Raw genomic sequence first — 15,604 nt, forward strand, 5'->3', positions numbered from 1 at the left:
CGGCAATGCCGGGGCGGACCGCCGAAACGAACAGCGACAAATGGTTTCGGAGCGACGACACATGACATTCAGGACTTATCTCGCACAGGGGGCCGCCGCCCTCGCCCTGCTTTCCCCCGGCATTGCCCGGGCCGAAGCGGCAGCGCTGGCGGACGCGGCCACGGAAGCGGAGGCAGCGGACAACATCGTCGTCACCGGCGCACGCAGCGCCGGGCGCACGGTCGAGAACAGCCCAACCCCGATCGACGTCCTTCCCGCAAAGACACTGCAACAGGCCAACCAGGCCAGCCTGCTGCAGACGCTGAACGACACCCTCCCCTCGTTCAACGTGCCCAACATGCCCAGCTACGGCATCAACACCTTCATCCGCGCCGGACAGCTGCGCGGGCTGAGCAGCGGGCACACGCTGGTCCTCGTCAACGGCAAGCGCCGCCACGTCACCGCACGCCTCGGCGTCAATGACGTGGGCGTGGCGGCGGTGGACCTCGGCCTGATCCCGCTGGGCACCATCGATCGCGTCGAAGTCCTGCGTGACGGGGCCTCGGCGATCTACGGCTCGGATGCGATCGCGGGGGTTATCAACGTCATCACCCGCAAGTCCTCCGAAGGCGGCGAAGTCAGCGCGCGGGCCGGGCAGTATTATCAGGGCGGCGGCTGGCTGCAGCAGTACAACGCGGGCGCGGGCCTTGGGATCGGCGACGGCGGTCATCTCTACGTCTCGGGCCAGTACGTCGACCAGAAGGCGCTGTTCGGCGACGGTGACGTGCCCGGCAACATCCTGTTCTACTTCCCGCGCGACGCGAGCGGCAACCCGGTGCTGCCCACGGGTAATGCCTCCACCGCTCCCACGCTCCCCGCCGGAGCGACGCCCGACCCGCGCGAGGCGACGGTGGACCGCCACAAGATCTTCGGCGCGGCTGGCGGCGTGCCGCGCGCGCAGGTCGCCTCGTTCACGGCCGATCTCGGCGTGCCGCTGGGCGACGGTGTGGAGCTTTACGGCTTCGGCGACTATTCGTGGCGCAAGGGCCGCTCGCCGCAGCATTTCCGCTTCCCCTCGCGCGACCAGAACGTGCGCGCGATCTGGCCCGACGGGTTCACCCCCTACAGCGGCATCGTCGAGAACAACTTCTCCGCCCTGCTCGGCCTGCGCGGCGAGATCGGCGACGGCTGGAACTGGGACCTGTCCAGCGGCTACGGACAGGACGACATCGACACCTACGTCTACGATTCCATCAGCCCCAGCTACGGCCTCCAGAGCCAGACCGACTTCTTCCTCGGCAATTATCGCTACACCGCCTGGACCTCGAACCTCGACATCCGCAGGAGCACCGAGGACGGGCTGCTGGGCTTCGGCACCGACTGGTCCTTCGGCGCCGAGTTCCGCCGCGAAACCTACCGCCGCACCGAGGGCGACGAACAGTCGTGGGGCTACGGCGGCCAGCCCATCCTCGACGGGCCGAACGCGGGCAAGCCGATCTCGCTGTCCGACGCCGGATCGCAGGCCGACACCGGCGTGCGCCCGGAAGACGCGGCGAGCGACGATCGCAATTCCTACGCGCTCTACGCCGGGCTTTCACTGCGGCCCGGCACGGCGGTGACGCTCGATCTCGCCGCCCGCTACGAGCGGTATCAGGGCGCGGGCGACGTCGTCACCGGGCGCATCTCCGGCCGTTACGAGATCGCCCCCGGTTTCGCGCTGCGCGGCACTGCCAGCACCGGCTTCCAGGCGCCGGCGCTGGCCGCGCTGACCTTCCGCCAGACCGGGGTGACGGTGAACCAGACCAACCACATCCTCGCGGTCAACTCGCCCGAGGCGCAGGCGCTGGGCGCGAAACCGCTCAAGCCCGAACGCTCGACCAACTTCAGCGCGGGCTTCGTGGTGCAGCCGGTGAGCGGCGTGAACCTTTCTATCGATGCCTATCAGGTGCGCGTGCGCGACCGTATTTCTCAGATCGGCGCGTTCCGCGAATCCACCCATCCCGGCTCGGGCGTGCTGGTACAGGCCGCCTCGCCCACCTTCGGGCCGGACGACAGCATCTCGTACTTGGTCAACGCCGGCACCACGCGCACGCGCGGCGTCGACGTGGTGCTCGACGGCAGGTTCGACGTCGGCTCCGGCGCGCTGCGCTGGAGCCTTGCGGGCAACTACAACAAAACGAAGTTCGTCGACATCGCCGACACCCCCGCAGTGCTGCAGCAGTTCAACATCGTGATGATCTCCGCCAGCACGCAGGCGCAAGTGCTCTACCGCGCCCCGCGCCTCAAGGGCATCGCTTCGGTGAACTGGGAATCCGGCCCGTTCTCGCTGGGCCTGCGCGGAACGTACTACGGCAAGATCAACCGATCCTACACGCTCACGCATGCGAGCGGGCCGAACACCATCGAACTGGTCGATGTCGGCAGGATCTTCATCGCCGACCTCGAAGCGGGCTACGAATTCACCGAGCGGCTCGGCCTGCGCTTCAACGTCAACAACCTGTTCGACACGAAACCCGCGCAAGTCCCGAAGAACGCCACCTCGCGCTGGCCGTTCTCCTCGGTCGCCTACGTGCAGGACAGCCCCGTCAATCCGCTCGGCGGCTTCTACTCCGCCACTCTTTCCTACCGCTGGTAAACGCAGGAGACTTTCCAATGACCGACGCCATAGACACGATCTGGTTCACCCGCTGCCCGGTGCCCACCGCGACCGGCCTTGCCTACAAGCTGGGCTGGCTGGACGAGGAATTCGCCGCCGACGGGATCAAGGTTGCCACCCTGCAGGACAACCGGGATCTAGGCCGCCACCATTACGACCACCAGTTGCCCTCGCTGATCCGCGAGGGCGGCAACCTGCTCGCCATCGCGGCGCGGGCGCAGGGCGCGCCCAGTCGGTTGATCGGCCTGACCTGGATCGACGAGGCGCAGGCGATCCTCGTGCGCCCCGGTTCGGGTATCACCCGGCCCGAGCATCTCAAAGGCAAGCGCATCGCTCTGCCTGGCTGGTCCGAAAAGCCGGACGCCGCCCATGTGCGCGGCTCCAGCATCGCGCGCGGGATGAGCCAGCACGGCATCAAGGGCGCACTCGCCTATGCCGGGCTGACCTTCGACGACGTGACGTTCGTGGAGGTCGGCCAGCACCCGCGCGAAGAGGGCGATCCGCGCGCGCAGCTCCAGTCGCTGTGGACCGGGCTGCCCGACCTCGTCGACGGCCGGGTCGATGCCGCTTACGTCAAGGGTGCCTCGGCGATCGACGCCGCGCAGCGCCTCGGCCTCGAAGTCGGCATCGATCTCGACGCCCTGCCCGACCGGCGCTGGCGCGTGAACAACGGCACCCCGCGCCCGATCACAGTGCATCAGGATCTGATCGACAATCACTTCGACCTCGTCGTCCGCTTCCTGGAGCGCACGTTGGCGGCGGCCGAATGGGCGAAGACGAACCAGGCGCAAGTGCGCGAGGTGCTGCAGGGCGAAACCCGCGCCGGGGCCGAGGGCGTGGCGCGCGCCTACAGCGACGAGACGCTGGCCGATCTCCACCCGGACCTCTCGGACGAACGGCTCGCGCTGTTCGAGCAGCAGAAGCGGTTCATGTTCGTGCACAACCTGCTCGACCGCGACTTCGATCTGACCGACTGGGTGGACCGCCGGCCGCTGGAAGCCGCCTATGCCCGCCTGGGTGAGCGGGCTGCCGTGACGGCGTGAAAGGGCGGGCGGTGTGTAAAAGCGATCCCGCAGCTTGCGCGCCGCCCGCTGACACACCCCCGACGGTAACCCCACCATCCTCGTCATTGCGAGCGTAGCGAAGCAATCCAGGGCGGTTTACGTGGCCCTGGATTGCTTCGCTACGCTCGCAATGACGAGACGGTGGGCGGCATCAGTCCCCGATCAGTCCCGCGTTCTTGAGATAAGTCCGGATCACGTTGCGGGTCACGCCCAGCGCCTGCGCGGTGCGGACCTGGTTCTCGTTGGAAAGCGCATAAGCCTCACGCACCGCCAGATCGATCAGGCGATCCAGCAACTGCGGCTCTCCGAACGAGATCAGCCTGGACAGCGCCGAGCGAATATCATCGAGACCTTGCGCATCCGCGACGGGCGCCGGACCCGCAGTCCGCGCGCCCGGGACAGCCGCTGCGAGACCAAGATGCTCGGGCTCGATGAACTTGCCCGGCGCCACCAGCGTGGCGCGCTGGATGACGTTCTCAAGCTCGCGGATATTGCCCGGCCAGGCATGGTGGAACACCGCGTCCTCGGCATCCGGGCTGAGCGAGATCGCCGGCGCGCCCGATTTCTCGCCGTAGACGCCGAGGAAATGCCGCGCGAGCGGGAGGATGTCCGCCGGTCGCTCGCGCAGCGGCAGGAGCGGCAGGGTGACCACGCCGAGGCGGTAGAACAAGTCCTCGCGGAACTTCCCTGCCTCGACCGCCGCGCGCAAGTCCACGTTGGTCGCCGCGATCAGGCGGAAGTCGAGGCTGACCGGCCGCCGCGCGCCGATGCGCACCACCTCGCGTTCCTGCAGCACGCGCAGCAGCTTCACCTGCAGCGAATGCGGCAGATCCCCCACTTCGTCGAGGAACAGGGTGCCGCCGTTGGCCGCCTCGAACCAGCCTTCGCGGGCGTTGGTGGCGCCGGTGAAGGAGCCGCGCTCGTGGCCGAACAGTTCGCTCTCCGCCAGCGTCTCGGAAAAGGCGCCGCAGTTGACCGCCACGAACGGACGGTCCGCCCGGCCGCTCTGCTGGTGGACGTAGCGCGCCACCAGTTCCTTGCCGGTGCCGGTCTCGCCGGTAATCATCACCGTGGCGTCGCTGGGCGCGGTGCGCGCGATCAGCGGCAGCAGCGCCTTCGATCGCGGGTCGGAGAAGATGAAAGTCCGCGCCCGGATCGCCAGGGCCGAAACCTCGAATTTCAGGATGGTGTCGCGCATGTGAAGCCCCCCGTGCCTTATTCGCCCCGGATGATTCCGGTGCGCCCTGCAGCCGGTGCGGTGGTCCGCTTCCTCTTATCGAAAACGACTGTACCACCATTTGTCTACCAATGCAGTTGGGAATCCTTCGCGACGGCGAAGCTGACCTTTAGCCGCGATGGTTTTTCGTCATTGCGAGCGCAGCGAAGCAATCCAGGGCGGCGCAAAACTGCCCTGGATTGCTTCGCTGCGCTCGCAATGACGAACGTAGTAAAATCCCCGGCGCTTTGAAGCGCGCCGCAAACTCACCCGGCGGTCTCCCGCAGACGCGGCGAATCCGCGATCAGCGCGCGGGTGTAGGGATGTTCGGGACGGTCCAGCAGGCGATCGGCCGGGCCGTGCTCGACGATCCGTCCATGCTGCAGCACCGCCACGAAATCCGACACCGCGCGCACGACGCCGAGGTCATGCGTGACGAACAGGATCGTCAGGTCGGATTCGCGCTGGAGCTGCCGCAGCAGGTCGATGATCGCCGCCTGCACCGACACGTCGAGCGCCGAGGTGATCTCGTCGCAGATCAGCAGTTCGGGCTTGCAGATGAGCGCGCGGGCGATGGCGACGCGCTGGCGCTCGCCGCCGGACAAGTCGCGCGGATAGCGCCGCGCGAGTTCGGGCGCGAGCGCGACCCGCTCCAGTACCGCGGCGACTTCCCTGTCGGCATCAGCGGAGCGGATCGGGAAGAAATGCAGCGCCGCCGTGCGCAGGATCTGCCCCACCGTCTGGCGGGGATTGAGCGCACGGAACGGGTTCTGGAAGATGTACTGGATGCGCCGCCGCAGATCGATGTCGCGCTCTCCCGACAGCCGGACGCGGCGGCCATCGTAGTCGAACGTGCCCTCCACGTCCTCCACCGCGCCGACCAGCGCGCGGCTGAAGGTGGTCTTGCCCGATCCGCTTTCGCCCACCAGCGCGGTGCAGTAGCCCTTGGGCAGTTCGAGCCCGACGTCGAACAGCACCTGACTGTCGCCGTAGCTGGCCGAGACCCCCTTCAGCACGGCGAGCGGCTGCACGGCGGCGGCAGAAATCAGGCGCGAGGCGATCGGCGTGTCGTCGCGGCGGTCCCGGATCGGATGATGGCAGGCGACGAGGCGCCGGTCACCGAAATCGCGCCCCGTTTCCCGCAGGCCAGGCCGCTGCGTACAACTGGCGCTGGCAAGCGCGCAGCGCGGCGCGAAGCGGCAGCCCTCCGGCCGGTCCTGCAAGGCGGGTGCATGGCCGCGGATGGGCCGAACCGCGTGGCGCCCGGCGATGTCGGGCACGGCATCGAGCAGGCCGCGCGTGTAGGGATGCGCGGGGCTTTCGAAGATCTGGTCGCGCCCGCCGCTTTCGACGATGTGCCCGGAATAGAGCACCACCACCCGGTCGACGAGTTCGCGCACCACCGCCAGATCGTGCGAGACATAGACCGCGCCGATGCCGCGTGTCCGGCACAAGTCGCGCAAGGTCGCCAGCACCCGCGCCTGCGTGGTCACGTCCAGCGCGGTGGTCGGCTCGTCGAGCACGATCAGGCGCGGACGCAGCAGCACCGCAAGGGCAAGGAGCACGCGCTGCTGCTGGCCGCCCGAGAGCTGGTGCGGAAAGCGGCGCAGGAATTCGCGCGTGGCGGGCAGGCCGACGTCGGCGGCCGCCTCGGCGATGCTGGCCTCGCGGGCGGACTTGCCCAGATCGGGCAGGTGGACGCGCAGCACCTCGTCCAGCAGCGAGCCGATCCGCCGCATCGGGTTGAGTGCAAGCGCCGGATCCTGCGCGACGTGGGAAATCACCGCGCCGCGCACTTTCTGCCGCTCTGCCTCGGTCAGCGCGAGGATGTCGCGCCCGTCGAGGAACACCGATCCGCCGGAGATCACCGCCCCGGCGCGGCTGTCACCGAGCAGCGCGGTGGCGATGCTGGTCTTGCCGCAGCCGCTCTCGCCCACCACGCCGACGATCTCGCCGGGCAGCACCGAGAAGCTGACTTCGCCGACGATCTCTGGCCCGTCCTCGATCGCGACAGAAAGGTCGCGCACCTGCAGCAGCGCGTTGACGAAAGGGACGACGCTCATGCCTCATTCTCCCGCTGGCGGCGCTTCTTGCCGCGCATCTGCGTGCGTGCCCGTGACTTGACGCCGCGTCGCACGCCGATGCGGGAACCCGCGCGCGAGATGCTCTCCGCCAGCAGGTTGGTGCCGAGGGCGAACAGGCCGATCATCGCAACCGGGGCGAGTACGGCCCAGGGCTGGATCATCAGGCCCGCGCGGTTCTCGTTGATCATCAGCCCCCAGTCGGCGGCGGGCGGCGCCACGCCGTAGCCGAGGAAACTGAGGCCCGAGAGCACGCCGACCGCCCAGGTCAGCATGATGCCCAGATGGACCAGCAGCGGCGTCGCGATGTTGGGCAGGATTTCCAGCAGCACCACCCGCCACCACGGATAGCCCATGAGCCGCGCCGCCTCGACGTATTCCTGCGAGACGACGCCCAGTGTCACCCCGCGCGCCAGCCGGATCACGCCGGGCACGAAGGATACCGCCACGGTCAGCACGATGAGCCATGGCTCGCGCCCCAGCATCGAGACGACCAGCAGCACCAGGATCAGGTCCGGAAAGGCCAGCAGCACGTCGGTGCCCCAGACGACCGCGTGGTCGATCCAGCGCTTCGACAGCCCCGCCGCGATGCCGATCACCGCCCCCAGCGCCAGCGCGATGGCGCTGGCCGCGAAGCTCATCCACAGCACCGAACGGCCACCCGCCAGCAACCGCGAAAGCACGTCGCGGCCGAGGTAGTCGTAGCCCAGCAGGGCGCCCGGATCACCCGGCAGCCCATACGTCGGCCCGTCCAGCGCCAGCGGCGATTGCGGCGCTATCGCGGGGCCGAGCAGCGCCATCGCCAGCACGCTCCCGGCGAAGACGAGGCCGAGGCGCGCCTGCGGATCGCGGCGCAACGCGGACAGTTTCGAGGTCATACTCCGCCTGCCTTCAGCTTGAGTTTGGCGCGCGTGCCGTTGCGCAGCCGGGGACGGGAGGAGGTACGTAGCTTGGGCGTCACCAGCACTGTCGCCACGTCGGCGAGCAGGTTGATGAGCACCACGCCCACCGCCATCGTCAGGGTGATCGCCTGGATCACCGGCACGTCGCGCACTTCGATCGCGGCGTTCAGCGCATTGCCGATGCCGGGGTAGCTGAACACCACCTCGACGATCAGCCCGCCGCCCAGCAGCAGCCGGCTGGTGAGCGCGATGCCCTGGATCACCGGCACCAGCGCATTGGGCACGGCATGGGCCCAGACGATCCGGCGCTCCGGGATGCCGCGAAGGCGCGCGGCGGCGACATAGTCCGCCTCCAGCGTCTCAATCATCGCCGAGCGCACCAGCCGCAGCAGGAACGGCGCCACGGTGAGGATCAGGGTCAGCGCGGGCAGCACCAGGTACACCGGCTGGAGCAGCGGCGAGACTTCGGGATCGAGCAGCGAGACCGCGGGCAGGATCGGGAACACCGTGGTCGAGAGCAGCAGGATCAACCCGATCGCGAGCACGAAGGCGGGCAGCGCCTTGAACAGGATGATGGCGTTCATCGCCCAGTTGTCGGCCCGGCTGTCACGGCGGATCGCCAGCGCCACACCGCCGAGGAAGGCCAGCGGCACCGCGATCGCGAGCACCACCGCCATCAGCGCCGCCGAGTTGCCGAAGCGATCCGCCACGATCTGCCCGGCCGGAACGCTGGAATCGAGCGAGACGCCGAACTCACCGGTCAGCGCGCGTCCGGCCCACTTCGCGTACTGGACCAGGATCGGCTGATCGAGCCCCAGTTGCGCCTGCAGCGTGCGGATGCTCGCCTCGGTCGCGTCGGGGCCGAGGATCACCCGCGCCGGATCGGACGGCAGGGCCTGCGTCGCGGCGAAGACCAGGATCGAGATGACGAAGGCCGTCGCCAGCCCCGACAGCACGCGCCCGCCGAGCCACGGCAGCCAGGCGGGCAGCCTCAGGCGCGGGCGTTCGGACCGTGCGCCCTCGTCCGCCGCGTTCTCGTCGGTCCACGGAGGGCTGGCCGCCGGGGGTTTCTGCTCGGAATAGATCGTCGCCATCTTGCATCCTTGCCGTTGCAGATTGGGGCTGTTTCGTCATCGCGAGGACCGCAGGTCCGCGGCGATCCAGAGCATAGTGGCCAGAGCGGCGCCGCACCGCGCTGGATTGCTTCGCTTCGCTCGCAATGACGAAATGGGTCGTCAGACCAGCGCGCTCTCCGGCTCTCGCACGGGCGCCTTGCGGGCCTCGCCCACCCGCAGCGAGGGCACGTCGAAACCGTGGTCGAGGTCGAGCAGCGGGAACAGCAGTTCGGCTACGCGGTGCGCTTCGGAGATCAGCGGGAAGCCCGACAGGATGAAGGCGCCCACGCCCTGCTCCGCATATTCGCGGATGCGCGCAGCGACATTCTCGGCCGAACCGACCAGCGTGGTGCCCGCCGACGGCCCCATGATGTCGAAGCCGAACCACGCCGGGCCGACCCAGACGTTGGGATAGACCTCGAGGTCGCGCGCGCTGGGCAGGCGGCCGGACTTGACGGTGTCGATGTTGCGCTGGATCTGCGGGTCCGGGCTGCGATAGCTCTCGATCGTCTCGCCGGGCGGCAGGCGCATCCGGATCGAGCGCTCGGCGTGTTCCACCGAGGAGCGTTCGAGCAGCCAGTCGGCATAGGCCCAGGCCTCCTCCTCGGTCTCGCGCACGATCACCTGCAGGCGGGTGCCGTATTCCAGCGTGCGGCCGATCTTCGCCGCCTCCGCGCCGACGCGGCGGAACTTGTCGCCCAGCAGCGGCGGAGTGTTGGCGAAGCTGAGATAGACGTCGAGCAGCTTCACCGAATGCGCCACGCCCGGCCCCGAAGTGCCCGCGCCCCACAAGGGAACGCCGCCCGGCTGATAAGGCCCGGACCATACGCTCATGGGGGCGCCGCCCTCGCTGCGCGGCGCCAGCTTCACGAAATCGCCTTCGTAGCCGCCACGGTCGCCGCCGTAGACCTTGCGGAAGGCGTCCCAATATTCGAAGCTGAAATCGTAGCGCTCGTCATGCGGGTAATGCACGCCCAGCGCCGCAAGGCCGGCATCGTTGCCGTTGACCACGTTGAACAGCAGCCGCCCGTTCGAGAAATGGTCGAAAGTCTGCGCGTACTTCGCCAGCACCGCCGGCGAAAGCTCGCCGGGGTGCTGCGCGACAAGGAACTTCATCCGCTCGGTCGCCGGGATCATCGCGGCGGCGACGGCGAGGCTCTCGTATGCGCTCGACCCCAGCAGCGCCCCGTAGAAGCCCAGCTTGTCGATGGTGCGGGCAAGCTGTTCGAGGTGGTCGAAGCCAGTCTGCCAGCGCCCTTCCGGCGCCCAGGGATAAGGGCCATCGGGCGCGGTCAGATACCACAGCAGCTTCACGGGACGGGTCATGGTGCGGATGCTCCTAGGATCAGTCGACGTCGGTGACGGGCAGCAGGCCGAGGCCGAGCGCCTCTTCGTAGCGCTTGCTCATCTTCCACTGCTGGCGAAGGACGCCGGGGCCGTAGGTGCGCGAGCCGCCGAGCGCCTGCGCCTTGATCTGGATGTCGGCGCCTTCCTCCAGCAGCAGGATGAACTCGGCGAGGTCGCGCAGGCCCTTCCAGCCCCAGACGGTGGCGCCGCCGTTGGCCTCGATGATCGCCGGGGTGAAGGGATTCTCGGCCAGCTTCTCGTTGATGAACTCGGCCTCGTCCTGGCGGCGGTCGATGTAAACCGGCAGTTCGCGGGCGAGGTGGAAGCGCTGAACGGGGACGTAGCTGATCGGCAGCGTGCGGTGCGTCTGCGCCCAGGCGCCGAGGTTGGGCGAGTGGACGTGGCTGAGCGAGGTGACGGTGGGATTGGCGTTGAACACCTTGAGGTAGCGCCCGTTCGCCCGGCCCTTGAATGCGGTGCCGTCCAGCCCGGTCACGGTGAAGTTCAGCGGCTCGTTGCTGTAGGTGCTGCGGTCGAAGGGGTGCGGCAGGTTGACCGAGACGATCTTGTCCTCGCCGGGCACGCGCTCGATGAAGCCGACGGTGCCGTTGGCGGTGATGGTGCCGGTCTCGCGGTAGGCGCGGAAGATTTCGGCGGACTGGCGCACGACGTCGTTCGCGAAGTCGAGGACGGTGGAATTCAGCTCGGATGTCTGGACTGCGGTAGCCATGGTCGTTCTCCTCAGTTCATTGGGCGGGTGGTTCAGGCGGCGCGGTTCTGCGCACGACGTTCGATGGCGGCTGCCAGCGGGCGGGGATCGATCCAGGCGTCGACATCGACGTCGTGTTCGAGGAAGCCGTGGAGCCACAGGAAATTGGCCTGCCGCCTGAGCAGCGCGATGCGCTCTTCGGACAAGTCGGGATGGAGCGAGCGGTGGAAGTTGTTGCGGTACGCCGCCTCCACCCCGGCCGCGCCGGCATGGGTTTCCGTCTGCAGGATCGCGCGCACGGCGGGCAGGTTGTGCACCGCCCAGTCGGCCGCGCGCAGGGTCTGTTCGAGGAAGCGCACGACGAGGTCGAAGTGGTCGTCGAGCAGGTCCTGGCTCACCGTGATCGGGCGCGGGGTGCCGTTGTTCACGCGGGTATGGCGGCTGGGATAGCCGTCGAGATCGATGCCGACGACCACGCCTGCACGCTTCGCCGCGTCCACCGCCGAGGCGCCCTTGACGTAGACCGCATCGACCGTGCCTGCCACCAGCGCCTCGATCCCCGACCACATGTTGGTGAGGTTGAAGGCGGAATCCTCCGAAGCGGGGGCCAGCGGCACGTCCACGAAAGTCACGTCCTCCAGCGTCAGCCCGGCGATGCCGAGCGCGCCCTTGATCCCCGCCAGCGACATGCCGCGCGCGATGCTGGAGCCGCGCGTCTCGCGCCAGGCGGGCAGCGCCACGCGCAGGCCCCCCAGCTGCGCGGGCGCGATCGGGCCGGTCTCGGGGCGGACCAGCACGGCCTGCCACTCGTCGATCCAGGTCAGGCCGATCACCCGGGTCGGCGCGCCCTTCGCCTTGGTGGCGAGTGCGGGGATGTTGCCGCCCTCGCGGAACAGGCCGGGAAGATCGTGCTCGTTGTGATGCGCGCGCATGGCGCGGGGCTTGTCCTGCAGCGCCTCGACGCGCAGTCCGTCGCGGCCGAACTCCTCGCCCAGCCAGCCCAACGAATGGGCGATGCCCGAGGCGGTCGGCACCGGGCAGCGGGTGAACAGGATGCGGTCCAGCCGCCCTGCCGCCGTCGCCTCGCCGATGGTGTGAATATTGTCGGTCATTGGAACTCCACTATGCCGACGGTGAGAGCAAAGGCCGTGCCAACCGCGCACTTGCGCCGTTTCGGGCGATGGCTGCGGAGCGGGTGCGCAGATTTCACCAGCGCCCTGCCCCGCCGCTGCCCGGTTATGCTCAGTCCTTGTCCGGAAGCTTGCCCCCACATCCCTTCGTCATTGCGAGCGCAGCGAAGCAATCCAGGGCCGTGTAAACCGCCCTGGATTGCTTCGCTGCGCTCGCAATGACGAAATGGGGGCGGCGCGATCACACCCACATCCGGTCGAAGCGCCAGGTCGGGAAGTGCGAGCGCTCCGCCGTGATCCCCCCGACGCGCGGGCCGACGCCGTCGAGCGTATTGGCGAAACCCCAGATCAGCAGGCCGCCCTCGTCGTGCTGAATGCGCTGCATCCGGTGGACCAGTTCCGAGCGCGCGGCGAGATCGGGCTGGGCCAGCGCCTGATCGAACAGCGCGGTGAAGCGCGGGTCGTGGAAGTTGGTCTTGTTCGCCACCGCGCTCGGCGCGTCGATATGCAGCGCGGTGGAAAGCCACGGCACCCCCAGCGTCCCGCCGGTGCTGACCTGCCAGTCGCGCCGCGCCGGTCCCGCGAACGTCGCCGCATCGACCTGCCGCAACCTGACATCGACACCGGCGCGCTTGGCCTGCTCGGCAAGCACCAGCGCGGCGGCGACGTTGGCCGGGCCGACCACCAGTTCGGTGCGCAGCCCCTCCTGCCCGGCCTGCCGCAGCAGGCTTTTCGCCTGATCGAGATCCTGACGGCGCTGGGCGATGCTCCGGTCGAACGTCGGGTCCTGCGGCGCGTAGAGGTCGTTGGCGATGCGCCCTTCGCCCTGCAGCGCGCGGCGCACCAGTTCGTCGCGGTCGACGAGCAGGCGGAAGGCCTGCCGCACCCGCACGTCGGCGAAGGGGCCGTCCTTCGTGTTCATGTCGAAGGACTGCCAGCCGTTGGTCGGCGAGGTGAGAATGCGCGCGCGGCGGTCGCTGCGGATCAGCCCGGCCTGCTCGGGCAGGATCGCGTTGGCAAGGTCGATCTGCCCCGCCAGCAACGCGCCGATGCGGGCGGTCTGGTCCTTGAACTCGAGAATCTCGAGCGCGTCGGGATAAGGGCGGTTCGGCTTGAAGTAATTGTCGAAGCGCGTGAACGTCGCGCGCTGGCCGGGCTCGAACTTGTTGATCTGGTAAGGCCCGGCGCCGACTGGGTTGGTCACCGGATCGTAGTCCACCGGGACGATGCCGCCGAAGTTGGTCCAGGTCTCTGGCAGCGCCACGAAGCCGCGCCCTTCGCGGATCGGAATGCGCACGGTGCGCTCATCGAGCTTGCGCACCCCGTCGCGATCCACCGGCGAAACCAGCGCGCCATAAGGCGAGGCCAGCTTCGGATCGGTGATGCGCCGGATCGAGAACAGCACGTCGTCCGCCGTGATGGTCTTGCCGTTGTGGAATTCCAGCCCGGGCTTCAGGCGGATGTCCCAGGCGCTGGCATTGGCGTTGGGCTCCACCGATTCCGCCAGCGCCAGCTTGGGCTGCATGGTGTCGTCCCACTCCCACAGCTTCGCATACATCGCGAAACCGCGGATGATGCTGCCGGTGCCCAGCGGCTTGTGCGCATCGAGGTTGCCCGAGCGCTCGCCATCGACGATGCCCAGCTTCAGCGTGCCGCCGCGCCGGGGCCTGGCGGGCGCCGTGCTGCCCGCCTCGCCGCTCTTGCCGCAGCCAGAGAGCAGCAGCGCCGCACCGGCCGCGCCGCCGATCAGGCCGCGCCGGGAAAGGTCCGCCACCATCAGCCGTTCCCGCGCGCGGCAAGGCCACCGCCCGAGACGAGCGGCACCGGTTGCTCCTCCTCCACTGCCGCCAGTCGTGGCGCGCGGAAGCGGGGCAGCACATGTTCGCCGAGGCGGTAGATTTCCTCCAGATGCGGGTAGCCGTTGATGAAGAACCACGAGAGGCCGAGGTCGGCGAACTGGCGGATCTTGGCGGCGACGTTCTCGTAGCTGCCGACGAAGGCGAAGCCCGGCGGGATGCCGATGTAGCCGAAGCCGCCCCACAAGTGCGGCTCCACGAACAGGTCGTCGAAGTCGTTGACCGGGCGCCCGTTGTAGCGCTCGAACCGCTCGCGGTTGGTGTCGGACATGTGGGCGGAGCGTTCGGCGGCAGCCTTCACGGTGCCCGCGCGCACGCCTTCGTCGAAAAAGCGCTTGGCCTCGGCATAAGCGAGTTCGTCCGTTTCGCGGGCGATCGCGTCCACCGAGACGCCGAAGCGGATGTGGTCGGCGCGGCCGTACTTCGCCGCGCGCGCCTTCACGTCGGCGATGTTGCGCGCGACATGCTCGGGCGATTCCGCGAGGACGAGATAATAGTCCGAATGCTTCGCGGCCAGTTCCTTGGCGCCTTCGGAAGTGCCCGCCGAGCAGATCGTCGGGATCGGCGCGCGCGCCAGCGGGCCGCGCAAGCCCCCGCCGTCGGCGCGGTAGTATTGGCCCTCGTAATGGAAGCTCTCGTTGCTCCAGAAGCCCTTGACCAGATCGAGGAACTCGATCGCACGGGCATAGCGCTCGTCATGCGGCAGCGGCTCTCCGTTGGCGCGCAGCAAGCCGTCGGAGCCGCCCTGAATGATATTCCAGACGAGGCGCCCGCCGCTGATGCGCTGGAAGCTGGCCGCCATCTGCGTCGCCTGCCAGGGGCTGAAGTGGCCGGGATGAAAGGCATCGACGAAGCGCAGCCGCTTCGTCTCGCGCGCAAGGGCGGCGGAGACGATCCACGGCTCGTCCCCGAACGGCGCATTGACCAGCAGCGCGCCGGAGAACTCGTTGATCTCGGCGGCGCGGGCGACCTGCGAGAGATAGTCGATGTAGGCGAAGTCGCCATCCTCGCCCGACGATACCGCGCCGGTGCTGGCGTGAGGCTGGCGGTTCCAGTCGCCGCGATTGCGGTTGTCTCCGGGGATATACTGGGTTTCGCCATGCAGCGGAAGGCGGGCGAAGAACTCGATGGTCATGGGCGGTGCTCCACAGATGTGGGAACCGCAAAGCAGCATCCGTGCCAATGGGGAAAGCGCGGGAGAAGGCGGGCGCGCGCTCCCGCAAGTGTGGAGAAAACAGCACCGCCGATGAAGGGTTCTGCGCATCCGTGGTCGCGGGGGCTTCGACAGGCCGCGCCTGACCCTTCGACAAGCTCAGGGTGAGCGGAAGTAGCGTAAACCTCTCAACCCCGCTCAGGCTGAGCTTGTCGAAGCCCCTGCGGCGCGCGCCACTTTTGCCTCAGGGGCCCCTCATTCGTCACCCGCGAGCGCAGCGAAGCAACCCAGGGCAGTCTTGAGCCGCCCTGGGTTGCTTCGCTGCGCTCGCGGGTGACGAGGTGGGGTGAGGCCATACGACAATACCCGCTGGCGAGTGCGGGCCTAACGCCGGGG

Annotated in this window: 11 protein-coding genes; 2 read left to right on the forward strand and 9 right to left on the reverse strand. The window is 68.6% G+C overall.

Annotated elements, in window-relative coordinates; genetic code table 11:
- Positions 1-61: 61 nt before the first annotated feature.
- Positions 62-2,614 carry a TonB-dependent receptor plug domain-containing protein gene (locus QRN25_RS14025; RefSeq protein ID WP_285019962.1) on the forward strand — a complete coding sequence of 851 codons (2,553 nt, stop codon included), beginning with the start codon at positions 62-64 and terminating at the stop codon, positions 2,612-2,614.
- A 17-nt stretch (positions 2,615-2,631) separates the two neighbouring features.
- On the forward strand, positions 2,632-3,678 hold the full coding sequence (locus tag QRN25_RS14030) for an ABC transporter substrate-binding protein (RefSeq protein ID WP_285019963.1): 1,047 nt from the start codon (positions 2,632-2,634) through the stop codon (positions 3,676-3,678).
- A 172-nt stretch (positions 3,679-3,850) separates the two neighbouring features.
- Here QRN25_RS14030 and QRN25_RS14035 read toward each other — a convergent pair whose 3' ends face one another.
- From QRN25_RS14035 to QRN25_RS14075, 9 genes are all read right to left on the reverse strand, one after another.
- Positions 3,851-4,897 (reverse strand): sigma-54 interaction domain-containing protein, encoded by a 1,047-nt coding sequence (locus QRN25_RS14035; RefSeq protein ID WP_285019964.1) that lies wholly within the window; start codon positions 4,895-4,897, stop codon positions 3,851-3,853.
- A gap of 284 nt (positions 4,898-5,181) precedes the next feature.
- Positions 5,182-6,978 carry a dipeptide ABC transporter ATP-binding protein gene (locus QRN25_RS14040; RefSeq protein ID WP_285019965.1) on the reverse strand — a complete coding sequence of 599 codons (1,797 nt, stop codon included), beginning with the start codon at positions 6,976-6,978 and terminating at the stop codon, positions 5,182-5,184.
- Positions 6,975-7,874 (reverse strand): ABC transporter permease, encoded by a 900-nt coding sequence (locus QRN25_RS14045; RefSeq protein ID WP_285019966.1) that lies wholly within the window; start codon positions 7,872-7,874, stop codon positions 6,975-6,977. The genes QRN25_RS14040 and QRN25_RS14045 overlap by 4 nt, the downstream gene beginning before the upstream one ends.
- On the reverse strand, positions 7,871-8,992 hold the full coding sequence (locus QRN25_RS14050; RefSeq protein WP_285019967.1) for an ABC transporter permease: 1,122 nt from the start codon (positions 8,990-8,992) through the stop codon (positions 7,871-7,873). The genes QRN25_RS14045 and QRN25_RS14050 overlap by 4 nt, the downstream gene beginning before the upstream one ends.
- A 141-nt stretch (positions 8,993-9,133) precedes the next feature.
- On the reverse strand, positions 9,134-10,339 hold the full coding sequence (locus tag QRN25_RS14055; RefSeq protein WP_285019968.1) for an LLM class flavin-dependent oxidoreductase: 1,206 nt from the start codon (positions 10,337-10,339) through the stop codon (positions 9,134-9,136).
- A gap of 19 nt (positions 10,340-10,358) precedes the next feature.
- A complete protein-coding gene (locus QRN25_RS14060; RefSeq protein WP_271183079.1) occupies positions 10,359-11,090 on the reverse strand; it encodes a class II aldolase/adducin family protein in 732 nt (243 codons plus the stop codon).
- Between the two features lie 32 nt (positions 11,091-11,122).
- Positions 11,123-12,181: an ABC transporter substrate-binding protein gene (locus QRN25_RS14065; protein ID WP_285019969.1), complete on the reverse strand. Its 1,059-nt coding sequence runs from the start codon at positions 12,179-12,181 to the stop codon at positions 11,123-11,125.
- Positions 12,182-12,440: 259 nt separating this feature from the next.
- Positions 12,441-13,976, reverse strand: coding sequence for an ABC transporter substrate-binding protein (locus tag QRN25_RS14070; protein ID WP_285019970.1), 1,536 nt, complete (start codon positions 13,974-13,976; stop codon positions 12,441-12,443).
- Positions 13,976-15,190 (reverse strand): LLM class flavin-dependent oxidoreductase, encoded by a 1,215-nt coding sequence (locus QRN25_RS14075; protein WP_285019971.1) that lies wholly within the window; start codon positions 15,188-15,190, stop codon positions 13,976-13,978. Before QRN25_RS14075 ends, QRN25_RS14070 begins: the two co-directional genes overlap by 1 nt.
- Positions 15,191-15,604 lie beyond the last annotated feature (414 nt).

It is taken from the genome of Novosphingobium sp. fls2-241-R2A-195, assembly GCF_030209485.1.
GTDB classification, from domain to species: Bacteria; Pseudomonadota; Alphaproteobacteria; order Sphingomonadales; family Sphingomonadaceae; genus Novosphingobium; species Novosphingobium resinovorum.